This window comes from Salinimonas iocasae, from assembly GCF_006228385.1.
Lineage (GTDB): Bacteria > Pseudomonadota > Gammaproteobacteria > Enterobacterales > Alteromonadaceae > Alteromonas > Alteromonas iocasae.
This window is the reverse complement of sequence record NZ_CP039852.1, coordinates 3701493-3726790: the sequence shown is the minus strand read 5'-3', so window position 1 is coordinate 3726790 and position 25298 is coordinate 3701493. Positions and strand designations below refer to the sequence as shown.

The 25298-nt window shown below is 47.8% G+C and carries 27 protein-coding genes and 1 pseudogene; 16 read left to right on the top strand and 12 right to left on the bottom strand.

The window, feature by feature from the left end:
• Nucleotides 1–7 precede the first annotated feature (7 nt).
• The gene (locus FBQ74_RS16770) at nucleotides 8–1276 is read left to right on the top strand and encodes an MATE family efflux transporter (protein ID WP_139758006.1); all 1269 of its coding nucleotides are present in this window, start codon (nucleotides 8–10) and stop codon (nucleotides 1274–1276) included.
• On the opposite strand, the gene FBQ74_RS16765 is transcribed toward FBQ74_RS16770, so the two are convergent.
• A complete protein-coding gene (locus FBQ74_RS16765) occupies nucleotides 1245–1517 on the bottom strand; it encodes a VIT1/CCC1 transporter family protein (RefSeq protein ID WP_139757756.1) in 273 nt (90 codons plus the stop codon). The two genes, FBQ74_RS16770 and FBQ74_RS16765, sit on opposite strands and share 32 nt — an antisense overlap.
• Before the next feature lie 12 nt (nucleotides 1518–1529).
• Entirely contained in the window at nucleotides 1530–2108 is a 579-nt protein-coding gene (nfuA, locus tag FBQ74_RS16760) for a Fe-S biogenesis protein NfuA (RefSeq protein ID WP_139757755.1), read from the bottom strand.
• 130 nt (nucleotides 2109–2238) lie between these two features.
• On the opposite strand from nfuA, the gene FBQ74_RS16755 reads away from it, so the two are divergent.
• Nucleotides 2239–4851 (top strand): M14 metallopeptidase family protein, encoded by a 2613-nt coding sequence (locus tag FBQ74_RS16755; RefSeq protein ID WP_139757754.1) that lies wholly within the window; start codon nucleotides 2239–2241, stop codon nucleotides 4849–4851.
• Here FBQ74_RS16755 and FBQ74_RS16750 read toward each other — a convergent pair.
• Nucleotides 4844–5401, bottom strand: a complete 558-nt coding sequence (locus tag FBQ74_RS16750) for a ComF family protein (protein ID WP_205912270.1) — start codon at nucleotides 5399–5401, stop codon at nucleotides 4844–4846. The two genes, FBQ74_RS16755 and FBQ74_RS16750, sit on opposite strands and share 8 nt — an antisense overlap.
• A gap of 174 nt (nucleotides 5402–5575) precedes the next feature.
• On the opposite strand from FBQ74_RS16750, the gene bioH reads away from it, so the two are divergent.
• The 4 genes and pseudogenes from bioH to FBQ74_RS19170 form a co-directional block, all read left to right on the top strand.
• Nucleotides 5576–6376: a pimeloyl-ACP methyl ester esterase BioH gene (gene bioH / locus FBQ74_RS16745; protein ID WP_139757752.1), complete on the top strand. Its 801-nt coding sequence runs from the start codon at nucleotides 5576–5578 to the stop codon at nucleotides 6374–6376.
• A 77-nt stretch (nucleotides 6377–6453) separates the two neighbouring features.
• Entirely contained in the window at nucleotides 6454–6699 is a 246-nt protein-coding gene (locus FBQ74_RS16740; RefSeq protein WP_139757751.1) for a hypothetical protein, read from the top strand.
• Nucleotides 6700–6701: 2 nt separating this feature from the next.
• On the top strand, nucleotides 6702–6977 hold the full coding sequence (locus FBQ74_RS19175) for a hypothetical protein (protein ID WP_232371943.1): 276 nt from the start codon (nucleotides 6702–6704) through the stop codon (nucleotides 6975–6977).
• A 30-nt stretch (nucleotides 6978–7007) separates the two neighbouring features.
• Nucleotides 7008–7460 (top strand): annotated as a pseudogene (locus FBQ74_RS19170) (putative metalloprotease CJM1_0395 family protein); the annotation flags it as partial.
• Nucleotides 7461–7469: 9 nt separating this feature from the next.
• On the opposite strand, the gene FBQ74_RS16730 reads toward FBQ74_RS19170, so the two are convergent.
• Complete coding sequence (locus FBQ74_RS16730) at nucleotides 7470–9797, bottom strand: Tex family protein (protein WP_139757750.1); 2328 nt, start codon at nucleotides 9795–9797, stop codon at nucleotides 7470–7472.
• A gap of 128 nt (nucleotides 9798–9925) precedes the next feature.
• Entirely contained in the window at nucleotides 9926–10306 is a 381-nt protein-coding gene (locus tag FBQ74_RS16725; RefSeq protein WP_139757749.1) for a hypothetical protein, read from the bottom strand.
• Nucleotides 10307–10590: 284 nt separating this feature from the next.
• On the opposite strand from FBQ74_RS16725, the gene arfB reads away from it, so the two are divergent.
• The 3 genes from arfB to FBQ74_RS16710 all read left to right on the top strand — a co-directional run bounded on the left by arfB (nucleotide 10591) and on the right by FBQ74_RS16710 (nucleotide 14146).
• Nucleotides 10591–11001 carry an alternative ribosome rescue aminoacyl-tRNA hydrolase ArfB gene (gene arfB / locus FBQ74_RS16720; protein WP_139757748.1) on the top strand — a complete coding sequence of 137 codons (411 nt, stop codon included), beginning with the start codon at nucleotides 10591–10593 and terminating at the stop codon, nucleotides 10999–11001.
• Nucleotides 11002–11596: 595 nt separating this feature from the next.
• Nucleotides 11597–11860 carry a hypothetical protein gene (locus FBQ74_RS16715; protein ID WP_139757747.1) on the top strand — a complete coding sequence of 88 codons (264 nt, stop codon included), beginning with the start codon at nucleotides 11597–11599 and terminating at the stop codon, nucleotides 11858–11860.
• 729 nt (nucleotides 11861–12589) lie between these two features.
• The gene (locus tag FBQ74_RS16710; protein ID WP_139757746.1) at nucleotides 12590–14146 is read left to right on the top strand and encodes an arylsulfatase; all 1557 of its coding nucleotides are present in this window, start codon (nucleotides 12590–12592) and stop codon (nucleotides 14144–14146) included.
• 236 nt (nucleotides 14147–14382) lie between these two features.
• Here FBQ74_RS16710 and FBQ74_RS16705 read toward each other — a convergent pair whose 3' ends face one another.
• Both FBQ74_RS16705 and greB read right to left on the bottom strand, forming a co-directional pair.
• Nucleotides 14383–15204, bottom strand: coding sequence for a DUF4198 domain-containing protein (locus FBQ74_RS16705; RefSeq protein WP_232371942.1), 822 nt, complete (start codon nucleotides 15202–15204; stop codon nucleotides 14383–14385).
• A 75-nt stretch (nucleotides 15205–15279) separates the two neighbouring features.
• Nucleotides 15280–15765 (bottom strand): transcription elongation factor GreB, encoded by a 486-nt coding sequence (gene greB, locus FBQ74_RS16700; RefSeq protein ID WP_139757745.1) that lies wholly within the window; start codon nucleotides 15763–15765, stop codon nucleotides 15280–15282.
• Nucleotides 15766–15940: 175 nt separating this feature from the next.
• On the opposite strand from greB, the gene FBQ74_RS16695 reads away from it, so the two are divergent.
• Nucleotides 15941–16210 (top strand): hypothetical protein, encoded by a 270-nt coding sequence (locus FBQ74_RS16695; RefSeq protein ID WP_139757744.1) that lies wholly within the window; start codon nucleotides 15941–15943, stop codon nucleotides 16208–16210.
• A gap of 236 nt (nucleotides 16211–16446) precedes the next feature.
• Here FBQ74_RS16695 and fkpA read toward each other — a convergent pair whose 3' ends face one another.
• Entirely contained in the window at nucleotides 16447–17238 is a 792-nt protein-coding gene (fkpA, locus tag FBQ74_RS16690) for an FKBP-type peptidyl-prolyl cis-trans isomerase (protein ID WP_139757743.1), read from the bottom strand.
• 184 nt (nucleotides 17239–17422) lie between these two features.
• Between fkpA and FBQ74_RS16685 the strand changes: the two genes are divergently transcribed.
• The gene (locus FBQ74_RS16685) at nucleotides 17423–18418 is read left to right on the top strand and encodes a WD40 repeat domain-containing protein (RefSeq protein ID WP_139757742.1); all 996 of its coding nucleotides are present in this window, start codon (nucleotides 17423–17425) and stop codon (nucleotides 18416–18418) included.
• Entirely contained in the window at nucleotides 18411–18650 is a 240-nt protein-coding gene (locus FBQ74_RS16680; RefSeq protein WP_139757741.1) for a SlyX family protein, read from the top strand. The genes FBQ74_RS16685 and FBQ74_RS16680 overlap by 8 nt, the downstream gene beginning before the upstream one ends.
• Here the strand turns inward: FBQ74_RS16680 and FBQ74_RS16675 are convergent.
• Nucleotides 18647–19810 (bottom strand): DUF748 domain-containing protein, encoded by a 1164-nt coding sequence (locus FBQ74_RS16675; protein ID WP_139757740.1) that lies wholly within the window; start codon nucleotides 19808–19810, stop codon nucleotides 18647–18649. The genes FBQ74_RS16680 and FBQ74_RS16675 overlap by 4 nt on opposite strands.
• 161 nt (nucleotides 19811–19971) lie before the next feature.
• Nucleotides 19972–20178, bottom strand: coding sequence for a YheV family putative zinc ribbon protein (locus tag FBQ74_RS16670; protein WP_139757739.1), 207 nt, complete (start codon nucleotides 20176–20178; stop codon nucleotides 19972–19974).
• Nucleotides 20179–20337: 159 nt separating this feature from the next.
• On the opposite strand from FBQ74_RS16670, the gene FBQ74_RS16665 reads away from it, so the two are divergent.
• From FBQ74_RS16665 to FBQ74_RS16650, 4 genes are read left to right on the top strand one after another with little or no spacing between them, the layout of a single operon-like run.
• Nucleotides 20338–22239, top strand: coding sequence for an ATP-binding cassette domain-containing protein (locus FBQ74_RS16665; protein ID WP_139757738.1), 1902 nt, complete (start codon nucleotides 20338–20340; stop codon nucleotides 22237–22239).
• Nucleotides 22223–22711, top strand: a complete 489-nt coding sequence (locus FBQ74_RS16660) for a TIGR02444 family protein (protein ID WP_168190699.1) — start codon at nucleotides 22223–22225, stop codon at nucleotides 22709–22711. The genes FBQ74_RS16665 and FBQ74_RS16660 overlap by 17 nt, the downstream gene beginning before the upstream one ends.
• Nucleotides 22712–22718: 7 nt before the next feature.
• Nucleotides 22719–23735: a hydrolase gene (locus FBQ74_RS16655; RefSeq protein WP_139757736.1), complete on the top strand. Its 1017-nt coding sequence runs from the start codon at nucleotides 22719–22721 to the stop codon at nucleotides 23733–23735.
• A 38-nt stretch (nucleotides 23736–23773) separates the two neighbouring features.
• Nucleotides 23774–24025, top strand: a complete 252-nt coding sequence (locus tag FBQ74_RS16650; protein WP_139757735.1) for a YheU family protein — start codon at nucleotides 23774–23776, stop codon at nucleotides 24023–24025.
• Here FBQ74_RS16650 and FBQ74_RS16645 read toward each other — a convergent pair.
• Both FBQ74_RS16645 and FBQ74_RS16640 read right to left on the bottom strand, forming a co-directional pair.
• Nucleotides 24003–24386, bottom strand: coding sequence for a septal ring lytic transglycosylase RlpA family protein (locus FBQ74_RS16645; RefSeq protein ID WP_139757734.1), 384 nt, complete (start codon nucleotides 24384–24386; stop codon nucleotides 24003–24005). The genes FBQ74_RS16650 and FBQ74_RS16645 overlap by 23 nt on opposite strands.
• Before the next feature lie 81 nt (nucleotides 24387–24467).
• A complete protein-coding gene (locus FBQ74_RS16640) occupies nucleotides 24468–25007 on the bottom strand; it encodes a porin family protein (RefSeq protein WP_139757733.1) in 540 nt (179 codons plus the stop codon).
• Between the last annotated feature and the right edge of the window lie 291 nt (nucleotides 25008–25298).

The following is a 25298-nucleotide window of genomic DNA, read 5'->3' as shown; positions in this document are numbered from 1 at the left end:
AGCGCCGATGATTCTGGCCAATGTTACCACACCCCTGTTGGGACTCGTTGATACGGCCGTAATGGGGCATATGGATTCCCCTGCAATGCTGGCCGGTGCATCCATCGGCGCGCTGATTCTTACCCAGATTTACTGGGTTTGTGGGTTTTTGCGAATGTCGGCTACCGGCCTGAGTGCGCAAGCACGGGGGCAGGCCGAAAATACGGTGTCCTCTGCTAAGGTTTTTTATCAAAGTAGTGCCATGGCACTGATTTTAGGCGTGATGGTATTTGCGCTGCAATATCCTGTCTTAACGGCGGGAATCTATCTGGCCGGTGCCAGTGAGCAGGTCAGCCAGTATATCGACGCGTATTTTTCGGTAAGGGTGTGGGGAGCACCTGCCGCAATGCTGAATCTGGCGCTCATAGGCTGGTTAGTGGGGCAGCAGAAAACCCGTGCGGTCATGGCTATCCAGATAGTGGGCAACCTGCTAAACGCAGGATTAGATTTCTTTTTTGTACTGGGCCTGGATATGTCGGTACAGGGCGTCGCGCTGGCCAGCGTTTTTGCTGAATACACCATGGCGCTGCTGGCAGCCGGCGTTGCTTTGAAAATGTGCCACGGCATTCGTCCGCATGCTCGGTGGTTTAATAAAGCCGCCCGTCGAATTCTGTTCAAGCTCAATGGCGATATGCTGCTGCGCAACCTGGCGCTGCAGTTGTGTCTGGCATTTCTAACGCTGCAGGGCGCGCGATACGGAGAAACGGCTGCCGCCGTTAACGCGATACTGATGCAATTTTTTGTATTAATCGCGCTAGGACTTGATGGTATTGCATATGCTGTAGAGGCGCTGGTGGGTGAAGCTGCAGGCAAAAACCAGCGTGAGCAGGTGATACAGCAAACATGGCGGGGTTTGCTCTGGTCGTCAGTCTTTGCTGTGTTATACGCAATTGGCTTTTGGCTGTTTGGCAGCAATATCATCGGGCTGCTGACCGATTTACCGACATTGTTTGAAGCAGCACTGCCTTATTTGCCATTGATGATCTGGCTGCCACTGGTAGGGCACTGGTGCTTTCTCTTTGACGGGGTATTTGTCGGGCTGACACGCTCTGGCGCGATGCGCGATACAATGATTTTCAGCGCCGTGGGTGTCTTCTTTCCACTCTGGTGGCTATTTCGGGACAGTGGGAATGAAGCGCTATGGTATGCGCTACTTGGCTTTTTACTCGCTCGGGGGCTAAGTTTGGGCGGATTGCTGGTGTGGCTCAATCACCGCCACCGCGTGATCGCTTCTTAACCTTATTTAACCCGGTAAAGCGCTGGATAAAGATACCCAGATAACCTGACATGGCCAGTGCAAACCCTGTAAGCAGTACCCCTGCGGAAAACCAGTACAGCACGGGGTGATAAAGCAGCGCGGGGGAGAGGTGTGCAGTGCCAAACAGAAGTCCGGCACCCACAATAAAAATCACCAGCCCGGCGATAAAGCGACGCCAGCATCGCTGGGGGTCGGTGAAATGCTCACGAAGCGAGGCCATCAGCGTTCAACGCTAGTAGTAAGAGTGCTCACCGGCCTGATGTTCAGTGGCATCTTTAACGCCCTTAAGTTCACCCGCAAACTCCTCAAGCATTTGTTTCTCAATGCCTTCCTTAAGCGTAACGTCAACCATGGCGCAACCATTACAGCCGCCGCCGAATTGCAGCACTGCAAAGCCTTCTTCGGTAATTTCGGTCAATACAACCTGTCCACCATGACTGGCCAGTTGTGGGTTAATTTCTGATTCAATCATGTAATTAACCCGTTCTACTAATGGCGCATCGTCAGCCACTTTTCTGGCTTTAGCATTAGGCGCTTTCAGCGTTAACTGTGAGCCCATCTGGTCAGTAACATAGTCAATCTCAGCTTCTTCCAGGTAGGGGGCGCTCTCATCGTCCACTACTGCGTTGAAGCCGTTGAATTCAAATTTGTGGTCACTGTCTTCTACTGCATTGGGCGGGCAATAGGACACGCCACACTCAGCAGCAGACGTTCCTGGATTGATAACGAAGACCCGAATATTCGTCCCGGATTCTTGTTTTTCCAGCAATTTTGCAAAATGTGCCTGTGCTTCTTCTGATATAGTGATCATGAGCAAGTCCTGCGTTGTAACGTATTTGGACCACATAATAACAAATTTACCTGAGTAAAACAGTCAAGTATTGATGCATTTTACCTATCAGGTCATTCGCCTTACGACGACTCAATAACGGAATTTATTTATGCAAAAAGTATTTGCGTTACTAAGTAACACGGCGCTTAAAACAACATTAGCAATGTTTGCGCTGCTGGTGTGCAGCTCAGCAAATGCAGTCATTGACAAAATTTCGGCAGACGACGGCCAGGGCAGACCCGCCGCCGGCTATTTGCCCGAAAATACCCAATACAACTCAAGTATTCCCACCCCTGAGTCCTATCTGGGAGCCAATGTCGGTACGTGGCACGTTCGCCACGATCAACTGGTTGGTTACATGCGCCTGCTGGCCCAAAAATCGGACCGGGTGACGCTTACTGAAACCGGTCGTACCCATGAAAACCGACCTTTGGTATTGCTGACTATTACCGCACCGTCTAACCATAAAAATATAGATACACTGCGTCAGCAGCACTTAAGTAACCTGGACAAAGGTCAGGCGGACAGTAAGGGTGCGCCTCTTATTTTGTACATGGGCTACAGTATTCACGGTAATGAGCCCTCAGGTGCAAATGCTTCAATGCTAATAGCTTATTACCTGACTGCAGGTCAGGGCGACACTGTTGACGCGTTGTTGAAAGACAATATTGTACTGTTAGACCCGTCTTTCAACCCCGATGGTCTGTCACGCTTTGCCCAGTGGGCCAATATGCACAAAGGTAAGCAACTGGTCGCAGATCCTGAACACCGGGAGCACGAAGAAGGCTGGCCATCAGGCCGGACTAACCATTACTGGTTTGACTTGAATCGTGACTGGCTGCTGCTGACGCATCCAGAATCCCGCGCCCGCATAACGCAAATGCAGCGCTGGCGTCCGCATGTACTCACAGACTTTCACGAGATGGGCTCTAACAGCTCTTACTTTTTCCAGCCAGGGGTACCCAGCCGGAAAAACCCCAACACGCCGGAGGGCAATGTTCGCCTGACAGAAGCGCTGGCAGAATTTCATATAGAAGCGTTTGATAAGCAAGGCCAGCTATATTTTTCAGAAGAAGGCTTTGATGACTTTTATTATGGCAAGGGCTCTTCCTATCCGGATTCGCTAGGCAGTATTGGGATTTTGTTTGAGCAGGCGAGTAGCCGCGGTCACGTGCAGGACACCATTAATGGTGAGCTGACCTTTGCAGATACTATCGCTAACCAGGTCACAACGTCGCTGAGCACATTTAAAGGCGCACTGGCAAACAAACCCGCGATCCTCAATTACCAGCGTGAGTTTGCGCAAAATACGCAAAAGCTCATCAGTGACGATGATACTGCCGGTTATGTGATGGCAAGACCTGATGACCATGGCCGGTTTGATGCACTCATCAGCTTGTTAGATCAGCACAAAATTGCGTATTCGTGGCTGGCCGAAGACATCAAAATCAATAAATCCCGTTTTAAGGCGGGCAACAGTATTTATGTGCCTGTAGACCAACAAGCATATCGCCTGGTTAAATCGTTGTTTTCAACCCGAACCGATTTTGCAGACAACACGTTTTACGATGTGTCTAACTGGAATCTGCCACTGGCGTTTAATGTAGATTATGCGCCTGTGACAAAACGCAAAGCCGGACAGGTGGAAGCCGGTAAAGCGCCACAGCAACAAGATCTTACACCGGTAGCTGATGATGCTTATGCCTATGCACTGGACTGGCAGCATTACTATACGCCGGCGGCACTGCAACGCTTGCTTGAGGCGGGTGTAAAAGTGCGCTCTGCCGCCGAATCATTCACGGCCTCTTTGTCAGACCAAAAAAGCCATGACTTTGCAGCCGGAACGGTAATTATCCCCACTGGCCTGGAGCAGCCGGAGACGCTGCAAACACTGTTAAGCGGTATTCAGACAGATTTGGAAGTGCCGGTTTATGCAATAGGCTCAGGGCACACCACGGCCGGAATAGATTTAGGCAGCCGTTCAATGATGCCTGTGGATGCACCATCGGTTCTGTTAGTTGGAGGACGTGCGTCAAGCGAATATGAGGTGGGCGAAATATGGCACTACCTGGATACGCGTGTTGGTATTGCTGCTACATTGGTAGAAGACCACCGCCTGGCCGGCATCAATTTGAATGACTATACCCATATAATTTTCGCCAGCGGAAATTATAAGTCTTTAAATAAGAAGGCACGAAGATCAGTTCGTCAGTGGGTAAAAGGTGGCGGCACACTGATAGGAGTGCGTACTGCACTGCGTTTATTTGCAGAGCAGGAATGGTTACCGCTTAGTATCATGGAAAAGGAAAAGATTGATGAAGCATTTCCTACTGAGGGTCTAAACTTCGCCGATCGAGGTGCCCGGTATGCGAAAAAGCTGATTGCAGGTTCGGTGTATAAAACAAATATCGATCCGACCCACCCAGTCTTTTTCGGCTACGACCAGTCACAGCTGCCCATGTTTAAAACAACAAACATGATTGTAGAAACGGATAACTCCCCATTTACTACCCCGGCCACGTATGCCAAATCGCCACTTATGGCCGGTTACAGTGCACCGCAACTGACCAAAATGATTGGCCAGACTGCTGCTGTTGTGGCGGATGAGCTTGGTCAGGGTGTCGTGATAGGCTTTGTCGATGATATTCACTTCAGAGGCTACTGGCGCGGCACGGACAAACTGATGAGTAACGCTATTTATCAGTCGGTGCATCTTAAATAGATAAGCGTTTTCCCGGTGCAGGTGTAACGGCAATAGTCCATAGTTGTATCTGCATACGGGGCGCCTGTTGATGTATAAGGGTGGCGAGCGCGTCTGCCGTACACCCGGTAGTAATAACATCATCCACGATAGCGACTCGCTCGACTGGGGGAAGCGCCTGTATATCAAATGCATGGCGCAGGTTTATCAGGCGCTGGGCCCGGTTCTGGGTATGCTGGGCTTTTCCACCGCGGCGCATTGCCCAGGGAGCGTATGTGGGTATGCCACTGAGCCGGCTTATCTGGCGGCTTAACTCTCCGGCCTGATTAAACTGTCTTGACCAGTACCGGTTAGCCGGTAAAGGCACCGGCAGTAATACCTGAGGCAGAGATGTGGCGTTTTCGCAACAATGCGTGTAGAACCACTTTGCCAGTTCGCTGCTGTAGCGCAGGTCATGGGAAAATTTCAGTGCTCTTATCATCCGGTCAAATGGCCACTCATAATATCCACAGGCGAACAGTGCCGTATAATGCGTATGTCTGATGTGCCGGGCAATGGCCGGACTTAACAAGAGGTTCGTCTCATTTTTCTGCGAGAAAAAGCGGGTATCGTTTTTGCAGTGTTCACATATCTTTTGACAACTGTACTGCCGGCAAAGTAAGCAGGAATAGTTAAGCAGATTCATAGTCTTTCGCACAATCACCGTAATGCGCCGATATTCGCTGGGGCTGAAAAAGGACAACTAATGCAACATAGTACTCAAAACAATGGTCTGGTCACCCGTTCACATGGCACAGGAAAAGATCTGGTTTTTTTACATGGCTGGGGCATGAACAGCGGGGTATTTACCGAATTTTCACCTTTACTGTCTGAAGAGTTTACCGTCACCGTGGTCGATTTACCCGGCTTTGGTAATAATCGTAACGTTGTTCCTGATAAATACTCGGTAGCCAGTCTGGCTGAAATGATTAGGCCGGCACTGCCTGATAATTGTGTAGTGGCAGGGTGGTCTCTGGGGGGACTGGTCGCTCAGCAACTGGCATTAAGCGCCCCCGACAAAGTGACCGGTTTGATCACCATTGCATCATCGCCCAGGTTCGTATCGGCAAACGGTTGGCCGGGTATCGATCCGGCAATACTGAGTCAGTTTCAAAAGGAATTGGGTGAAAACTTCCAGAAGACGTTAGACCGCTTTTTATCGATTCAGGCTATGGGCAGTGAAACAGCGCGCCAGGATGTTAAGAAGATAAAGAGCAGTGTGACTACATATCCTGATCCTTCACCGGATGCGCTGGCTGCGGCTTTGCAGCTTTTGTCTGATGAGGATCTTCGCCCAGTGATTGGTCAGATACGACAACCTACTTTACGCATCTTCGGCAGACTGGATAGCCTGGTGCCTAAAACGGCAATTGATAACATTTGTCAGCTGCAGCCTCAGTCCGATGCAGTCGTACTCTCAAAAGCATCTCATGCCCCTTTCATTTCTCATCCGCAGCAAACTGCCGGTATCATTCAACGCTTTATGGCGACGCGGGTCCAAAACTAGTACTTTTTTACTTTTTATAGAAAATGTTTAATAATTAATCATAGATGGGGTTGAGGATAAGATAGGTAGGCAAAGCAGTGATAAACGGAATCAATGCTGGCGCAATGTCGGCTATCAGTAACGCGCGTGCAGGCATGCAGCAAGCATCCGACAATGTAACCCAGGCGTCGGGTGCGATTGCTAACAATAGCAATAAACCGGTCGCAAACATTACCGAAAACCTTATTTCGCTTCAGACTAATACCACCTATCACCAGGCATCAGCCACTGTACTTCGCGTATCTGATGACACCGTGGGCTATCTCATCGACACACTGGCCTGATTATGAATATCACTACCCCTACGCTGTCTGTGTTAGCTACCCCCACCAGTAATATCAATACTGAGGCTGCACGGCGTGATAATGTGATGCGTGAGACCATCCCACAATCAGCCGAATCGGATAAAGGCTCGGGTGGACAAGGTTTGGGCGCAGAATCTGACCGCGCCAGGCAGACAGCAGGCAACAGTAATACTGCAACCTATGAACGGCCGACCACCGCCGAACCCTCTGTAGCTGACTCATCAACAAGTGCAGACCAGTCTGATGCGGGGCAGTAGGAGAGTGCAGGTCGTGAGCAAGCTGAGCAAAAACAGCAAGCGCAGGCAAAAGAGATTGAAGCGCTGGAAAAGCGCGACAGAGAAGTTCAGACTCATGAAGAAGCGCATCGCGCCGCCGGGGGACAATATGCGTCGGCGCCTAGCTATGAATATACAACCGGGCCCGATAACAAACGTTATGTGACTGACGGAGAAGTGAGCATAGATGTCAGTGAAGCTGCTACTCCGGCTAAAACTATCCAGAAAATGGAGCAGGTCAGAAAAGCGGCGTTAGCTCCGGCAGAGCCTTCGGCGCAGGACTTAAAGGTGGCCAGCGAGGCAACGCAGGCCATTAATCGTGCGAAAAGCGAACAGGCATCAGAACAGTCAGATACGCAAAATGCTTCTGAGCTAAATCCGCTGGCATCGCGCATTGACCGCATTCAACACGTTTATCATCAGGCATACACACCTAAAAGCGCCGGCTTTCAGGCCAGCGCCTAAAAGCTTGTTTTACTTTTGCTTTGCCTTAGCAAACGCATCGGCGAAAGCATTACCCATGGCCAGATTTCCCGGCTGAGACGACTTTTCTGCCCGCTGTTTTTTGCCACCAGACTTATTCGCAGCACCCTTCCCTCTTGAGCCCGGGTTGTTACCCTTAGCCGGTGCACCGGGAGTATCATCAAGTCGCATAGAAAACGAGATTCGTTTACGCGCCGTGTCTACTTCCATCACTTTTACTTTAACGATATCGCCCGCCTTTACTACATCGCGAGGATCGGAGATAAACTTATCAGTCAGCGCTGAGATATGGACAAGCCCATCCTGATGCACGCCAACATCAACAAATGCGCCAAAATTAGCCACGTTACTCACTACGCCTTCCAGTATCATACCCGGCTTGAGGTCGCTGATGGTTTCTACGCCCTCTTTAAATGAGGCTGTTTTAAACTCAGGCCGAGGATCACGGCCCGGCTTATCCAGCTCTTTCAAAATGTCTTTGACGGTGGGCAGACCGAATTCGTCACTGGTAAATTCTTCTGGTGACAGCGCTTTGAGCAACGCTGTGTTGCCAATAAGATCATTCACTGCCACATCGGTTTTTGCCACGATAGCATCGACAACGGTATAAGATTCAGGGTGCACCGCTGACTGATCCAGCGCGTTGTTACCCTGATAGATTCGAAGGAATCCTGCCGCTTGTTCGAAGGCTTTAGGGCCCAGACGCTCAACGTTTAACAGAGCCTTACGATTGTCAAAGGCGCCGTTAGTGTCACGGAATTGCACTATATTCTGCGCAAGTGTTTTATTGAGACCTGAAACATAGCTTAACAATGCAGGTGAGGCAGTATTCAAATCAACGCCAACGGCGTTAACACAGTCTTCGATAACCCGGTCCAGTGATTTACCTAACTGGCTTTGGCTGACATCGTGCTGATACTGACCTACACCAATCGCCTTAGGCTCAATTTTTACCAGCTCTGCCAGCGGGTCCTGCAGCCGGCGGGCAATGGATACCGCGCCTCTGAGGGAAACATCCATGCCCGGCAGCTCTTTAGACGCCAGCTCTGATGCCGAATAAACAGAAGCGCCAGCTTCACTAACCATAATTTTCTGTGCATTGATATCAGAGTTAGCTTTCAGCATCTCTGCCACCAGTTTGTCGGTTTCACGAGAGCCGGTGCCATTACCAATACTGATAAGCTGAACTTTATGTTGTTTGCACAATGTGGCTAGCGTGCGGGCGGCTTTATCCCACAGGTTTTGTGGTGCGTGAGGAAAAATGGTATTCGTGGCAACCACTTTGCCCGTGCTATCAACAATCGCAACTTTAACCCCGGTACGAAGACCCGGATCCAGACCCATTGTGGTTTTCGCGCCAGCAGGAGCTGCCATCAGCAAATCGTTCAGGTTTTTAGCAAATACTGTAATCGCCTCTTCTTCAGCACGATCGCGCAACGCGCTGAAGAGTTCTGTTTCCATGTGCAGGCCAATTTTTATTTTCCAGGTCCACTGCACAACCTGCTGCATAAATGCGTCAGCCGGACGACCCCGATTAGCGATGTTGTAATGCTCGGCAATTATATGCTCACAGTGCGAGGGCGCTTTGGGATCTTCATTTTTAGGGTCAGCATTAAGCTGTATCTGCAGAACCCCTTCATTACGCCCGCGAAACATGGCCAACGCCCGGTGAGAAGGTACATTTTTCAGTTTCTCTGAATGTGAAAAATAATCTTTATATTTTTGCGCATCGTTTTCTTTGCCTTTCACTACGGTGCTATCAATAAAGGCATGGTCAGTAAGGTAACCACGAATTTTACCTAACAACGCTGCATCTTCGGCAAAGCGTTCCATCAGAATATAACGCGCCCCTTCCAGTGCGGATTTGACATCGGCAACGCCTTTATCCGGAGCAACGAAAGGCTCAGCTGCCTGCTCGGGTGACTTTGAGGGATCCTCAAACAATTGGTCGGCAAGGGGAAGAAGGCCTGCTTCAATAGCTATCTGGCCTTTGGTACGACGACGTGGTTTGTACGGTAGATAAAGATCTTCCAGCGTGGTTTTGCTGTCTGCGCCGGTGATTTGCTGCTTGAGTTCTTCTGTCAGTTTACCCTGCTCATCAATGGATTTTAAAATGACATTTCGGCGTTCATCCAGCTCGCGCAAGTAAGTGAGACGCTGCTCAAGATTGCGTAACTGGGTATCGTCCAGTCCTTGTGTGGCTTCTTTACGGTAGCGGGCAATAAAAGGTACTGTGGCACCACTGTCCAGTAATGAGACAGCAGCTTCAACCTGGGCGGGATTGACCGCCAGTTCATTCGCGATAGTCTTAGTAATCATAATATCAATGCGGTACTCAGAAGCTTGTCAGCAAAAGACCTTTTCAGGCTCTGCTGCAAATAGAAAAATTAAACGGAAAATTGGTCGTTAGTATAGCATCGTTGAGCCTGTGAGACAGTGGAATTGTCTTACAGAACTGTAGAGTCAGGCCGGTCTTCCGGGGTAATCGCAAAACGCTTTTCAAGGTGCTGACGAAAGTTTACCGCAATGGTTTCAACATCTGTTTGCAATAGCCCCGGGTTCTCTGCCGGCAAATCTGCCAGCTGTACTCTGAGCATAGATAACTGATCTTCTAAATCAGCAGCACCGATAGACTTGGCGACCTCTTCGAGCATTGTTATTTGCGATTTGGCGCGCGATGCGTCATTACTTTTGATAGCCAGAGACAGGCGTACAATCAGAATAGGTAAATTGGCTGAAAAGCGACAAAGCAGCTTTCTGACAAGGGTACTATCACCACCGAGGCGGCGGGATAACTCACATTCCGGTACTTTCGTCATATCAACCATGTGTGCCCCCTGAAACCGTGCTGGAACAAAGACTTCCCACTCCGTGGGAAAAGAAAATACGAATCAATGATAATATACGTTCGTTTGCACCATGTGGATACGTATTTTTACCTAACCGTCAGATAATACGGGTGCTTAGGTGTGATGTAAAAAAGAGACTGGTAATAATGTGTAGCAGATGCATCTGATACGGTAGGTATGCTCGTACGTAGAGGCTAAGTCGCCATTACCAAAAGAGCAAAATGGTACCTTTTTTATTAATAAGTAAGAGTATAAGACAACGTATGATAAACATTTCTTCGTCGATACAAATCGATGAAAGTGAAGTAGAGATGACCGCAATCCGCGCACAGGGTGCTGGAGGTCAGAATGTAAACAAAGTGAATTCTGCGATTCATCTACGATTTGATATTGCAGCATCTTCGCTGCCGGACCACGTTAAAGAAAAATTACTGAGTAAGCCCGACAGTAGGATTAATACTGACGGTGTTTTTGTGCTGAAGGCGCAGAACTATCGTACGCAGGAGCAAAACCGCTTTGATGCGCAGGAGCGTCTGGTCGCGTGGATTGCACAGGCGCTGGTGGTGAAAAAGACGCGAAAGCCAACTAAAGTCAGTAAAGGTGCCAAGGAAAAGCGAATTAAGGCCAAGAAACAGCAAGGTGAGCGTAAACAATTGCGCAAGAAGATTATTTAGATCTTCCTTAAGATATTCCGGCCTTCAACAATAGGCCTATTTCTTTGTCACTTGAATCTGGTTGACTGTAAGGGAGTAAATGCCTCACCACAATTGCCGCTTTAAATATCTTTAAACGAAAACAGTTACAGATTGATTGCACAAGCTAATGGGCAAGGAGCTTTTCCTCTTACTCTGTACTACACCTCAACATCTCATTTCTATGCGGCAGGTATCGTAGTTGTGCTAAAAAATGAGGAAGGGGATGAATCATTCGATTTTGGGCGATATCAGGTTGGTGGCAAGTACGCCTTTTCCAAAAAATCATATTGTTAATCGTGCGTTGAAAACTAAATAGTACTAGTCTGCTTCTGTGAACCCTCGGTTTCTTCCTTGTAACTGTTGAACTGCAGAATGGAACACAAGACATTGATGGTGTTTTCGGGGCACACCTTAGAACAGACAAGGGCATATTGAGTCATATAATCTGTTCGTGAATACAGGTGTGCTGAAACCGCTTCTTATACGAAGGTTAATCCTGATGATACGCAATTAAGATATCATCAACAAAGCAATACATTTTTGGTGTTTTTAAATTAAACGAAAAGGACTTTCTATGCTGAAGGATTATAGCGAGACTAATCATACTTCAGAGGATAACAAAAATGGCTCTTCAGTCATTGTTTTGAATAGCGATGAGATGGCAGCAGTTAATGGGGGAATTAGCCAGTCAACTCAAATTGGAGCGCAGATGGGGTTCGTCGGTGCTGGAGTCGGGCTTTACGCTGCAGGAGCGGTGCTTGCCCCTTTCGGTGCAGCTCTTTTCATCGGTACTAGTCTGGCTCTTACAGGTTCTTATTTGTACCACAATTGGCCTTAATATTGGCCAATACTGCCGGTAAATACCCGCTTCTCTTGAAGCGGGTCAAAAAGGAGTAGGATGTGCTTTTTACGAAAAAATGTGATAGTGCCGATTTTTCACGTTGCGACATAAGACGCGTTTTTGTATCAGGGCTAATGATTGGCGTGTCGGCGGTTTTTATTGTAAACGGTGTGATAGAGATGATTGTCTTAGCTTGGAGCTAACCCTTTTTGTATCTACGATGGTGATTGGCAGAATCGTGTTGAACATCAACACTACAAGACGATATAAGAGACTATAAAATGGTTTTGAGAAAGGCCTATCGGTAGAGCTCTACCTACGTGAAACGAGCGCAGTTGAACTTTCTTTTATTAAGCTATACAAGCTGATTGTTTTCTAGTGGGAGTAACAGTGAAGTTCATTTCGAGAAATAGATTTTAAAATCGACGCGCAGATTGCCGGATAACGATTTAACTCAAGCCACGACACAAAATAATCGCGCATTCTTCACCAGTTCTGCCAATTGCCCACCTGTTTATTTGACACCTACCCTTGACGGTTTCGAGCCATAATAGTTGGTGAACGTTGCCTGTGTGAGAAAAAATATTCTTCCATTAATAACCATCAGGCTGCTTAGCGCAGGCATTACATTAAAAAGCAAATAATCATTTGCCTGAACGAAAATTATACACTAGGTTTTAAAATACTCATGCTGTAAAAACTTTTTCAACCTAGTCAGGATTTCCTATGAATCGCCTCTTTGGAAGTATTTTATTGCGTAGTTTTCTCATTTCTTTCTTTGCCCTCCTAACAATTCCAATTTCTGTCGCACAAGATAACAACAAACCCAATATTCTTGTTATTTGGGGGGATGATGTCGGCATGTGGAATATTAGTGCTTATCACCGTGGCATGATGGGCGGGTCTACACCTAATATCGATAGCATTGCGCAGGAAGGCATGATTTTTATGGACCATTATGCTCAGGCTTCTTGCACCGCCGGGCGCGCAGCATTTTTGACCGGGCAGTATCCTATTCGAATCGGGCTGAGCACTGTGGGCCTGCCCGGTGCTGAACAAGGCTTACAGGAGGATGTTCCCACACTGGCGGAAATGCTTAAAGACAAAGGTTACATCACCGGCCAGTTTGGCAAAAATCACTTGGGCGATAGAGACGAACACCTGCCAACGAATCATGGTTTTGATGAGTTTTATGGCATTCTTTATCATCTCAATGCAGGTGAATATTCAGAGCAATACGACTATCCAAAAGAAGAAGATGCACAGGAAAAACTTAACCTGAAAATGCGCGGCATTATCCATTCTAAGGCCTTACCTGATGGCACGCAGCAAATAGAAGATCTAGGTTCTTTTGGACAGGAAGTGCAGCGTAATCTCGATCAGGATGTTCTGGAGGAATCTAAGCGTTTTATTCGTGAAGCAGCCAAAAAAGATGCGCCCTTCTTTGTATGGCATAACACTACGCGTATGCATTATCGCACTAATCTGAACGAGGAATATCAAGGCAAGAGCGGTTATGGTATCTATGCTGACGGCATGATGGAGCTGGATGATGACGTTGGGGAGTTGCTTGATCTGCTTGATGAGCTGAAGATAGCAGACAATACCATTGTGATGTTTTCTACTGACAATGGTGCTGCTTCCAATTCCTGGCCAGACGGTGGCAATCAGCCATTTCACGGCGAAAAAGGTGTTGGCGGCTGGGAGGGCGGCTTCCGGGTTCCTATGCTTGTTAAATGGCCCGGCAACATTCCAGCCGGCACGCACACCGGGGAGTTTATAACAATGGAGGATTGGCTACCCACGTTAATGTCTATAGTTGGTGATAAGAACGTCAAAGAGTCACTACTAACAGGAATGAAGGTTGATGGTGAATCGCAAACAGCGCATCTTGATGGCTATGATCAAACAGATATCCTCTTAAATCAGGGGCCTTCCAATCGAAAAGAGTTTTATTATTTTACAGAAACAACTTTCCACGGCATGCGCTATGGAGACTGGAAGTTTTTGTTCATCGATCAGGAAGAGTGGTTCCGCGCCTCCCAGCAGGAAATGACCACACCTTATATTATTAATCTGAAACTGGATCCATTCGAGCGGTTCATTGAAGCAAGAGGTTATGATGAGTGGGCAGAAAATCGCTCCTGGACCCTTGGACCTGCTGGCAATCAAATAGCAGAGTTCGTTAAAAGCTTTGAAAAGTTTCCACCAACCCAGAAGAGCTTTTCAGCACAGGTGTCCAATGTCAGCGAATTTATAAATTCACAGAACATTAATCGGTAAAAATAACCAAGTACATGCTCGCCGCTTTCTTTTAGCAGGCGAGCTCCGGTGCTGAAGTACCTCGAGAATAAAGCACCAGGAAGGAAAAATGCACGTTAGGCATTAATTTCTTCAATCACAACACGGGAAATACTGAGAAGCTTACATAATCTGCAAACCATTGTTTATTAGCAGAGCGGCTTTCTCTGCCAATATGAGTTTGCCGCTACTTTTACTATCACGAAAGGACTAACCCGCTAATTGTTTACCGAAAATGTCAGGCTTGAAAAATAAGTCTCAAAATCTGCACGTGGGTTACCTGACAGAGGCTCGCCCCATACAACACTTAATTTTACCGGCCCTTTTTCGTCAAACGACACTGTCGCTTTGCCATCGCTGTCTGTTTTGACCGACTGCGCTTTGTGGTTGGCTCCCTTCAGCGCGCTGGATTTGATAAGCGCTCCTTCCAATGGACGGCCTCTGAATAGTACTTTAACGGGAAGCGCGGCTTTTTCACCTAAATCGTAAGGGTGAGACTCAGGAATAATTTCAAGGGTATGCCCAACAGGATGGACGGCATTTTTTGTCAGCTTGTCGCCAACCTGAATGATGGTTTTGGCTTTGCGTGAGTAAAGCTCAGTCCCTGCTGTGCCGGTCAGCCCTTTTTGCTGGCGGTAATCGTGGATCGCAGTGAGTCCTTCCTCCTCAACATAGTTGTTAAAGGGCTCAGCGCTAAGTTCACTCACACTGTGATAGCTTTCCAATCCAATAACATAGGTTCCGGCTTCAAGTGATTGCGTTTTGGCCGCACCAGGCAGTAAATCAGATTTCTGGATAATACTGGCTGACAAGTCGGCTACGCCGTCAGGGGTATAGTTTCGTAAAGCGACCACTTTATCCCAGCGCAGGTTCCAGTCTTCAGCGCTATCATTGTGGCCGACTTTGAACTGCACCGCGACCGTCGCGGCGGGCGAAATTTGATATTTAGCGGGTGACAACCAGAAATCATGAGCGGAAGCGGGGAGCGACGCGCCCATCACCAATCCTGCACCTAATAGCACGTGACGAAACTTCATCATTTTATGTCCTTCTTTTTATTGGCACAGGCCTGTCCATGGCATGACATATCAGCGCGTAGTGGCGCAGCCTGCAGGTTATAATTTATCTGTTGTATCGTACCAAATACGATTTATCCACCACTCAAATACTCCTGCTTCGGTGCGAACTACCACATCATCATCAGGGTACTTGCCCAACAGGGCTCGCGCCATCGGTGAGTCCACTGAGATATAATCTTTGCGACCGAATATCTCATCGTAACCGGCGATGCGCAGGGTTAGCGTCTTTCCCTCATCATTTTCTATCTCGACCCAGGCGCCGAAAAATACCCGGCCTTCCTGCTCCGGGTTGTAGTCAATGGCTTTCAATCGTTCTAAGCATTTACGCAGATATCTCACCCGGCGATCTATCTCACGCAGTCGTTTTTTATTGTATTGATAGTCAGCATTTTCGCTTCTGTCACCAAGACTCGCTGCCCAGGTGACTTTACGAGTGACCTCAGGACGTTCTTCGCGCCACAGATAATCCAGCTCGTCTTTAAGTTTGTGGTATCCGCCACGGGTTATCAGAGGAGTTTTCAACGTTTATTTGCCAAAGTTATGATTTTAAACTATTAATTAAGCAACTCAGCATGACTCACGGCGTGGCCGTAATCATGGAAATCTGTGTTGCCCCGGGTAAAAATGAACCAACCTGTACAGGAAATGGTCTTATTATTATCCATATCAATGGATATGATTTAAAGAGAGCAACGTTATGGTCAGTGAGAGTGTTAAAGTGGTTAATTATCATAAGTCGTCAGTACCCAGCAAATTCGGGCTGACAATTATGGGATTATTGCTATTTATGACCGGTGCGATGCTTTTAGCAGTGGGTGTCATAGAGGTTTTCAAAGTAATTGAACACCTTTCAACAGCGTTATACCTGATAGGCGGACTCTTTCTGTATAAGGCGGGCGGTATTGTATTACGCCATTGTGCCACCAACCGCGTAAAGCGTGAGCGCCGAAATCATTTAAAGCTATAACCCATTTGTTTTTTGTTCCAAATCGGTTTGAGCAGGCAGTGGCAGGATTTAAGCCGGTGTCTATACTTAAAGAGTCGATTAGACAACCAATTGAAAAGCCCGTATTACTATCCGGGCACGCGCTTATAAACCACGTTCAATGTTTATGCACGATGGAACAAAGGCAGGCACGGATTTGCCGTTACATACAAAAAAGCCGATGCAACAGCATCGGCTTTTTTACGCCTGAAACATACTTATTCAGTATCTTCCTGCGCTTCTTCTTCAACCACATCCAGCAACTCAACTTCGAAAATCAACGTTGAGTTTGGTGTAATTGCGCCAGTTGCCCGCTCACCATAAGCCAGCTCTGGTGGAATAACAAAACGGTACTTAGCGCCTTCCTGCATCAGCTGCACACCTTCAGTCCAGCCCGGAATAACACGATTAAGCGGGAAAGTTGCCGGTTCATCACGCTTGTATGATGAATCAAACTCAGTACCGTCAATCAGAGTACCGCGATAGTGTACCTGAACAGTATCTTCTGCTGATGGACTTTCGCCATCACCTTCTTCAAGGACTTCGTACTGAATGCCAGACTCGGTAGTTTTAACGCCTTCTTTCTTAGCGTTTTCTGCCATGTAGTCTTTGCCTTTCTGAACATTTTCTTCAGCTTGTTCCTGAGCCTGTGCCTGCTGTTTCTCGCGTAGGACCTGTTCACCTTCCTGAGCCAGTTTCTGAATTTCTTCCTGGCTGTATTTAAGTGAATCGTTCAATCCATCTTCGAAGCCTTTTTTCAGCGCATCCTGGTCCATAGGCACACCCAGTTGCTCTTGTTGCTCAGCACGGTTGCTGACAAAAAGGCCCATGCTCGCGCCCATAGCGTAAGCATGCTTTTGAGCATCGGTCATATCATCATTCGATTTAGACACATCAGATGACGCGGTTTCTTCATTGTTGTTCGTAGTGTTCTTTTCTGCTGTGTCCGGCTGGCAGGCAAACAAGCCAAGCGCGGCAACTGTCGACAATGCGACAAGTGACTTACGCATAATGATTCTCCATCTTAAGTAAATTGAGTAGCGAGTCGGTTTTTGTTTAGTCCGTACGAACCCGTAAACGCATATTATTTATGTATACTGTGTAGGCGCAATAGGTCGATTACAAGACTTTTACGCGATTTACTTTTCGCCATGCTATGGTATTTCAAGCTGTTAAAAGGAAAAACTGTTCGACATGAGCTTGTTAAAATCGTTCCATCGCCTGACTTTCCTGGGCCTTTGTATCTGTTTGAACATTGCCTGCACGGGCGCTGATCTTGACCCTGATAAACAGTGGATACATGCAGAGAAAGGGGCATTTGCCGCTGATATCTCCCCGGATGGTGAATTATCGGTGGTCTCTGGTGCGAACAACGGAATTAATGTGTGGCGAGCGAAAAGTAGCGAGCCATTGTACCACTGGTCGCATCAGGGCGAGGCGGCCAATCTGGTTAACGCGGTACATATCTCGGCCGACAAAAAGGCAGTCGTTACCAGTGATCGTGAAGCTTTTGCGTTATGGAATCTGGAGACCGGAGAGCCGGTAGGGTTCTGGCGCATTGATGAATCAACGATTCGAGGTATTGCGGTAGCAAATAGTGGAAAAGGCATTCTGGTGGGGCGGTCAAACGGTAAGGCCATGTATTTTGAGCCTGAGACTGGTCGCCGGCTGGAGTTTTTCGGTCACCAGGAGAAAATTAACAGCGTTGATATTTCTCCTAACGGCAAGTATGCGCTGACCGGCTCGAATGACTATGTCGCTTACCTGTGGAGTACCGATAATGGTCAGATTATCCATACTTTTAACCATCCCAGCCGCGTGACATTAGTGGCACTGGACGACCAGGGCCGGTTCGTATTTACTGCCGATAGTCAGCAGAAATCTCAGATCTGGAATGCACAAACGGGTGCACCGGTGTCTAACTTACAGTATATTGCGCGCCAGAAAATCTTTACAGATGCTGTGTTTTCAAAAGATGGTGAGTACCTACTAACAGGTTCGCCTACCCGAAGTGTAGACCTGTGGCGTGTTGCTACCGGTGAACCGGTGCAGGAGTGGAAGGTTACGCCAAAAGAAGGCGCGTCACCGCCCAGTGCCGTAGTTTATGCGGTCGGATTTACCGGTCCCGGACACATTCTTTCTGAAAGCAGCAGCGGTTTAGCCGAATTATGGGAATTTGACCATGAGTGAGAATAACGAGATACATTCACTGTCTGACGCACTACAGGCCATAGCGGAATTGCAGACGAAAGTTGCCTTTCAGGACCACACGATAGAAGAGCTTAACGATGCGCTTACTGGTCAGCAGTATCAGATTGAAAAGCTGCAGGTACAAACCCGCCATCTGCTGGATAAGCTGAAAGCCATGGAGCCTTCAAATGTAGCCAGACTAAGCGAAGAAACACCGCCTCCCCATTATTAAAAGGGTGTTTGTTCGCCGCGTATCGTATTGTTTTCAGTATCGTTATCTTCGGCGGCATCTTGCTTTGCTTCCTGCTTTTGGCGGGTTGCGTCCTTCAGCTCAATGCTTTTTTCAACGTCACCCTTCATTGCGGCGATAAATGCATTTTTCAGTACCGCACCGATAGCCGGTAGCAACGCTGTTTCCGGCTCGTTAAGCTGTCCTTCAATGGGTATTCGGGTAGCGATTTGGTCTTTTGACTGATTTTCGAATAATTCGGTAATAAAAGCGGATGCCATTTCCACCATACCCTCAAAGAATCCATCGTTATCTTCCTCAATATCACCTTTCCAGGAGAACACGGTGACATCCTTCAAAATAGGTTTAATGTAGCCTTCTACATAGCCATCATCACTGGCTATTTCCAACGCCAGTTCAAGCGTGCCAGCCTCTAAGTCAAAAGGTGCATAGGTATCCAGAAGATTCTCAAAGTTCACCAGAGCGACATCGTTGGCCTGAACATCCATATCAAAGGTCGGTTTTTTAGTACTGGGATTTAGCGATGCAGCAATGGTTAGCGTACCCTGCTTCGCAGTCTGGGCTGATGCATCAAAAGTTGCCACCAGATTTTTAGACAGATCCCGGCTATTGACCAGGTTACGTGCCTCACCATTGATGTCGTGAACTGCAAGGTCGATAGGTGGTACTGAATCAGGGTTGTAGAACGCAATTTTACCGCGAATAATTTGTAGATGATCGACCTTAAGGGGAAATAGCTGGTCCGCCAGATTAAGCCAGTTTTCGGATTCACCAGTCTGATCTTTTGAATCGTCTTTTTGTGAGTCAATAAAATTAATTTCAGGCGCTGTAAGAAGAATGTCGCCAACAATGGCACCGTCCATCAATGCAGACCAGAGCAAACTGAATTCAATTTCCTGAGCTTTAAAAAGTGGACGTTCTGTGGAGCCGCCATCCTGAATTATCGTAATATCTTCCAGGCTGTACGCACCGCGCCACAGCATCAAATCGACGTCTCCGACATGACCTGAATAGCCACCCGGTGCTTCAAGGGTACGGTTGATATACCATTGTGCGCCATACGGCAGGGAAAAACGAATGAGCAGTAGTACTGCAATTACGGTGACGATGCACCAGGTAGTTCGTTTTGTTCGCTTTCCCATAGCTCTTCTCTTTATTCAGGCGAGACGAAGATGGTGAAAGTTTTATGCCACAAACAGCAAGCAAGGTTTGTTTTTAAAATCAATAGCTTGCGAAATTTTCCAAAGGTGACGATATATTGGGAGGTATAAACTTACAAAGTAAAATTCCAACAGCGTAATTTTTACTCAGGTTTGAACACGCCGATAATGTTATCGCTGCCTTTACTCTGCTCTTTCACTGAGTCGTCGGTCTGCGATTCCTGATAGTCACATTCCACGCACTTTAACTTCTCAACGTTATTTTCAAAGTACAGCATGATGGTATCCATGGCGTTACATTTTGGGCAAATAGCACCGGCAATAAAGCGGCGGCGTTCCCGGTTGGTCATAAGTGCCTCGTAATCGGTAAAAGTTAACTGTACTGCGTATTGTAACGCAATCGCTGCCGTGCTGTTTAGTCTGTTTAGTTAAAGGCGCGTAATACAAGCGAGTGCTGTGCTTTTTTGCTACCATATCGCGCGCAATTGTTTAGGGTAAAAGCGGCAGATATGATCAAGCTTTCAGATATTACGTTGATGCGGGGCAGTAAAATATTGCTGGAATCAGCATCGGCGCAAATTTTTCCGGGCCATAAAGTGGCCCTTATCGGCAGCAACGGCTGTGGGAAGTCCAGCCTGTTTGCATTGCTGCGTGGCGAAATATCACTGGATGCCGGCGATTGCGTGGTGCCCGGACACTGGCGAATTGTCAGCGTTGCCCAGGAAACGCCTGCTGTATCCCGCAGCGCGATCGATTATGTCATTGATGGCGATAAACACCTCAGACAATTGCAAAGTGAGTTAGCAGAGGCGGAAGCGCAGCACGAGGGTGAGCGTATTGCGGCACTGCATGATTCGCTGGATCAGGCCGGGGCGTATGATGTGGAAGCGCGCGCGGCAACTATTCTGGCAGGTTTGGGCTTTAGCAATACGCAGTTGCAGGCGCCGGTGACCGATTTTTCCGGTGGCTGGAGAATGCGACTGAATCTTGCGCAGGCCCTGTTGTGCCCCTCTGACCTGTTATTGCTGGATGAGCCCACCAATCACCTTGATTTGGATGCGGTTATCTGGCTGGAAAAGTGGTTACAACGGTACACAGGTACGCTGATGCTGATTTCTCACGACAAAGCTTTTATTGACGCTACGGTATCGCAGATTATTAGCGTGGAGCAGCAACAACTTGTTGCTTATACCGGTAACTATAGCGCTTACGAAACACAGCGTGCCGAGCGAATACGCTTGCAGAATATCGAGTATGAAAAGCAACAGGATAAAATCGCGCACCTTGAGTCATTCATAACCCGGTTTAAAGCTAAGGCGAGTAAGGCAAAACAGGCGCAAAGTCGAATCAAACAGCTTGAGCGTATGGAAACTATTTTGCCGGCCCATTCTGCCAGCGCTTTCAGCTTTTCTTTTGCTGAACCCGAAGACTTGCCGAATCCGCTCATTCGCATGGAGCATGTTCAGCTGGGGTATGGTGAAAAAGTCATTTTAAATGAGGTAAAACTCAACCTGGTGCCCGGCAGCCGAATTGGCTTGCTGGGGCGAAATGGTCAGGGTAAATCTACATTAATCAAATTATTGGCAGATGTGCTAAACCCTTTAAAAGGTGAATTTACGACAGCGCAGGGGTTAAAAGTAGGCTATTTTGCTCAGCATCAGCTTGAGTATCTTGACCCGAAAGCCTCGCCACTATTGCACCTTCAACGGTTGGATAGTCGAGCTACCGAGCAGCAACTACGCGACTTTCTGGGCGGCTTTGGCTTTTTCGGAGATGCCGCCCTGGCGTCAGTGGCCCCCATGTCCGGCGGCGAAAAAGCCCGGCTTGTGCTTGCTATAATTGTTTATCAGAAACCTAATTTACTGTTATTGGATGAACCTACGAACCACCTTGATTTAGAAATGCGGCATGCACTGAATATGGCGTTACAGGGGTTTGATGGTGCTATGGTGCTGGTATCGCACGACCGTTTTTTACTGGCCTCAGTGTGTGAGGACTTTTATCTGGTCGATAGTGGTCATGCCGCGCCGTTTGACGGCGACCTGGATGATTATCGTGAGTGGATTTTAAGCCAGCAGGGCGAGCAAAAGCCGGCTAAAGAAAGTCGTCCTAAGGATGATCGTAAAGCACAGAAACGCAAAGATGCAGAGTTTCGACAAGCTATCGCGCCTTACACCAAAGCGTTGCAGAAGCATGAGAAGCAGCTGGAAAAATTATCTGCTGAACTTTCCAGCCTTGAGATGCGTTTATCAGATACGCAGCTTTATAATGATGATAATAAAGCAAAACTGATGGCGCTGCTGAATGAGCAAAAGCAACTTACCGCCGCGCAGGAAGAAACAGAAATGGCCTGGATGGAAGCCCAGGAGGCAATTGAACAGGCAAGGCAGGACTATGACAGCAACCTATGATTTAACCGCATCCGACTTCTGGGCGTTCTCTACCCGTCTTTATAGTGACCCGGCGATTGCCGCGCTGTGTTTGCGTTTGCAGGATAACGCCGGTGTAAACGTCAATATGCTGTTGTTTTTATGCTGGTGCCTGAAACATCAGCGCCTGGTCGTGTTAAAGCAGTGGCATACATTAAAAGCGGCCATCGCCCACAGCGAACATCAGTTACAGCAACACCGCCAACGCCGCCGCGCCGCGCGTCATGATGTTAGTGAAGAGCATGCGCAATACGCACAGCTAAAAGCATCTGAACTGGAACTGGAGGCACAGCAACAGGCTGATTTGGTCAGCGCCTATAACAACATGACCGTTGATACGACCGACATTCCGGGAATCAACGCCAGCGTTGTGGCGTTTATACACGCCTATAACCTGCGGGATAATACCGCAGCCATCGCTGATATACGTCAAATCATCAAGGAAAGCGTTTAAACGTATTATGACGCACAGAAAGAACCTGCTTCACGGAAAGATAGTAAAAAGCGCCTTCACAGCGCCCTGGTGGGCGAAAAACCGACACTTACAAACCATCTGGCCGCGGTTTATCCAAAAACGCCTGCCTCTGAACTATACCTGGGAACGGGTTACGCTTCCCGACAGTGACTTTCTGGATTTAGCCTGGGGGCCAAAACCTGAAAAAACGACGGGTATTGTTGCGATGTTTCACGGGCTTGAGGGAAGTATTCGCTCACATTATGCCAACGATATGATGGCAGCGTTGAGTCAGCGCGGGTGGCAGGTAGTAATGATGCATTTCAGATCCTGCTCAGGAGAGCCTAACCGTTTACCCCGCGCTTACCACTCGGGCGAAACTGAAGATCCGGCATTTTTTCTCGACCTTCTGAATAAGCGTTTTCCTGACTTACCCAAAGTGGCTGTTGGCTTCTCCCTGGGAGCGAATATGCTATTGAAGCTTTTGGGTGAAAATCCGGCTCAAAAATGGCTGAACGCTGCGGTGGCGATTTCAGCGCCTTTAAAGCTTAGTGAGTGTGCCCGAAGCATCAATCAGGGCTTCTCCAAGGTTTATCAGAAGTATCTGCTGGGCAGTATGAAAGCGACGCTGAAAAAGAAAATGGCGTTTATTGATTATCGCAAGCTGATACAGCTTAACCCTGACGATGTAGATAAAATTCAGGACTTCAGACAGTTTGATGAACGGGTAACAGCCCCGCTTCACGACTTCTCTGATGCAGAAGACTATTATCAAAAGTGCAGTGCCTTTCACTACCTCAGCGCTATTCACTGTCCGACACTGGTGCTGCACAGCATTGATGACCCTTTTATGAATCATTTGATTGTGCCGCAGCAGGAAGAGCTGGCCGAAGCTGTGACGGTTGAATTAAGCGACCGCGGAGGTCATGTTGGATTCATGCAGGGCAATATTTTAAGACCCCAGGTTTGGCTGCAGTCCCGGGTCAGGCACTTTCTTGAGCAATTCATGCCGGGCAGTGATTAGACCTGTCAGCGCTGGGTCAGTATATTTTAGGAGTCACTATGATTATACCGTTATCTGAGCTTGAACGAGATACGATAAGAAGTATTGCTGAAGGCTTTGTATTGCGAGAAGGGACAGATTACGGCGAAGTTGAGATTAGCTTTGAGGAAAAGGTAGACGATGTTATTGCCCGCCTGAAGAGCGGTGAGGCTGTGCTGGTTTATTCTCAGTTACATGAAACTGTTGATATACGACCTGCCGACAGCTACGACCCCAGTGCCGAAGAGTCTACTGAGCAACCACCTCAATAACCACTGGCACTATACCTTCCCGGGTATCAGCGATGGACGAAAACGCTGAGCGGGTCAGATCGATAATACGGCCTTTTATAAATGGCCCCCGATCGTTAATTTTAACCACCACGCTTTCACCGGTCTCCCGATTCGTCACTTTCACAAGTGTGCCAAACGGCAACGAGCGATGTGCTGCGGTGTTTGCCAGATTGTTAAGCATTTCACCACTCGCCGTCCTGCGGAACTGGTATTTCATCGCATAGTAACTGGCTGTTCCGCTTTGTGAATAGCCAAGCAAATGATTTGGTGTGCGAGCGGGTACTGACGTACATGCACTTAAAATTATTGTGAAAAATACCAGGCTGACAGTTCTAAACATCGTTTGCCTCTACAAAAAAAGCAGGCACAAGGCCTGCTCAACACTGTCCCAACGGGAGTATAGCGGGAGAAATCGCGTTTATCAGAAAGTGTAGCGTGCAGTCAGCTGAGTAATATCGAAATTATCCAGCTCTTCATGACTCAGACCAACCGCCCAACGTGGCGCAAAATAATAATTGGCACTGACTTTCATCGTAAAATCACCATCGTTCACATCGTAGTAGCCTATTTGACCAGCCAGCTCTAATTCCGGCAGTACCATCGAACGCACACCGGCATTCAGGCTGAATCCGTTATCGTCGTAGCCATCAGAGTCGATGCGTTCAAAGTTAGCGCCAAAGTACGCATCTGTCTGACTGCTTAATGGCATGCGATAACCACCACCTAAGGTCAGCATGCTGAAATCCGCGTCAGACTCGTCAAAATGCTTATAATCACCATTAAGGTAGATGTTGTTGTCCATCAAATACTTGCTTGCAATCGTAAATCCGTCAGCATCGGTGTATCCGGCATCCAGATCGCTGTAACCACCCTCAACAAACTGCCAGTTGACGGCTGCAAGTGTAGTGGGCGCGAACGCACTGAAAACCAGTGCAGCGATGACAGGTAAACGTTTTTGCATAATGAATCCTTTTTTTACTACTTTTTGCAACATGAGCTGAGTATTGCAACATGTTTGCCAAAAGTAGAAAGTATATGCTTAGCGCTTGTGTTATAAGGCTTACAGCGTAAGTGCCAGGATGGGCCCGTGGAGAGTTCAATCCGGTATTCTCTATATCTGTCTGAAATCTCAGACACTTTTCTGACTTGTTAGTATCAAACTGGTTTACCTGAACCCTGCCGGGAACTGATCTGACTGGTCGAAAATTACATATCTTGTTGTTGTTCTACAGCACTTTTCTTATTGTCCTGC

Excerpts from the sequence above, each read along its gene's own strand:
- FBQ74_RS16770 (WP_139758006.1), top strand. The coding sequence starts at position 8 with ATGATTCTGGCCAATGTTACCACACCCCTGTTGGGACTCGTTGATACG.
- FBQ74_RS16765 (WP_139757756.1), bottom strand. The coding sequence starts at position 1,517 with ATGGCCTCGCTTCGTGAGCATTTCACCGACCCCCAGCGATGCTGGCGT.
- nfuA (WP_139757755.1), bottom strand. The coding sequence starts at position 2,108 with ATGATCACTATATCAGAAGAAGCACAGGCACATTTTGCAAAATTGCTG.
- FBQ74_RS16755 (WP_139757754.1), top strand. The coding sequence starts at position 2,239 with ATGCAAAAAGTATTTGCGTTACTAAGTAACACGGCGCTTAAAACAACA.
- bioH (WP_139757752.1), top strand. The coding sequence starts at position 5,576 with ATGCAACATAGTACTCAAAACAATGGTCTGGTCACCCGTTCACATGGC.
- FBQ74_RS19175 (WP_232371943.1), top strand. The coding sequence starts at position 6,702 with ATGAATATCACTACCCCTACGCTGTCTGTGTTAGCTACCCCCACCAGT.
- FBQ74_RS16730 (WP_139757750.1), bottom strand. The coding sequence starts at position 9,797 with ATGATTACTAAGACTATCGCGAATGAACTGGCGGTCAATCCCGCCCAG.
- FBQ74_RS16725 (WP_139757749.1), bottom strand. The coding sequence starts at position 10,306 with ATGGTTGATATGACGAAAGTACCGGAATGTGAGTTATCCCGCCGCCTC.
- arfB (WP_139757748.1), top strand. The coding sequence starts at position 10,591 with ATGATAAACATTTCTTCGTCGATACAAATCGATGAAAGTGAAGTAGAG.
- FBQ74_RS16715 (WP_139757747.1), top strand. The coding sequence starts at position 11,597 with ATGCTGAAGGATTATAGCGAGACTAATCATACTTCAGAGGATAACAAA.
- FBQ74_RS16710 (WP_139757746.1), top strand. The coding sequence starts at position 12,590 with ATGAATCGCCTCTTTGGAAGTATTTTATTGCGTAGTTTTCTCATTTCT.
- FBQ74_RS16705 (WP_232371942.1), bottom strand. The coding sequence starts at position 15,204 with ATGATGAAGTTTCGTCACGTGCTATTAGGTGCAGGATTGGTGATGGGC.
- FBQ74_RS16695 (WP_139757744.1), top strand. The coding sequence starts at position 15,941 with ATGGTCAGTGAGAGTGTTAAAGTGGTTAATTATCATAAGTCGTCAGTA.
- fkpA (WP_139757743.1), bottom strand. The coding sequence starts at position 17,238 with ATGCGTAAGTCACTTGTCGCATTGTCGACAGTTGCCGCGCTTGGCTTG.
- FBQ74_RS16685 (WP_139757742.1), top strand. The coding sequence starts at position 17,423 with ATGAGCTTGTTAAAATCGTTCCATCGCCTGACTTTCCTGGGCCTTTGT.
- FBQ74_RS16680 (WP_139757741.1), top strand. The coding sequence starts at position 18,411 with ATGAGTGAGAATAACGAGATACATTCACTGTCTGACGCACTACAGGCC.
- FBQ74_RS16675 (WP_139757740.1), bottom strand. The coding sequence starts at position 19,810 with ATGGGAAAGCGAACAAAACGAACTACCTGGTGCATCGTCACCGTAATT.
- FBQ74_RS16670 (WP_139757739.1), bottom strand. The coding sequence starts at position 20,178 with ATGACCAACCGGGAACGCCGCCGCTTTATTGCCGGTGCTATTTGCCCA.
- FBQ74_RS16665 (WP_139757738.1), top strand. The coding sequence starts at position 20,338 with ATGATCAAGCTTTCAGATATTACGTTGATGCGGGGCAGTAAAATATTG.
- FBQ74_RS16660 (WP_168190699.1), top strand. The coding sequence starts at position 22,223 with ATGACAGCAACCTATGATTTAACCGCATCCGACTTCTGGGCGTTCTCT.
- FBQ74_RS16655 (WP_139757736.1), top strand. The coding sequence starts at position 22,719 with ATGACGCACAGAAAGAACCTGCTTCACGGAAAGATAGTAAAAAGCGCC.
- FBQ74_RS16650 (WP_139757735.1), top strand. The coding sequence starts at position 23,774 with ATGATTATACCGTTATCTGAGCTTGAACGAGATACGATAAGAAGTATT.
- FBQ74_RS16645 (WP_139757734.1), bottom strand. The coding sequence starts at position 24,386 with ATGTTTAGAACTGTCAGCCTGGTATTTTTCACAATAATTTTAAGTGCA.
- FBQ74_RS16640 (WP_139757733.1), bottom strand. The coding sequence starts at position 25,007 with ATGCAAAAACGTTTACCTGTCATCGCTGCACTGGTTTTCAGTGCGTTC.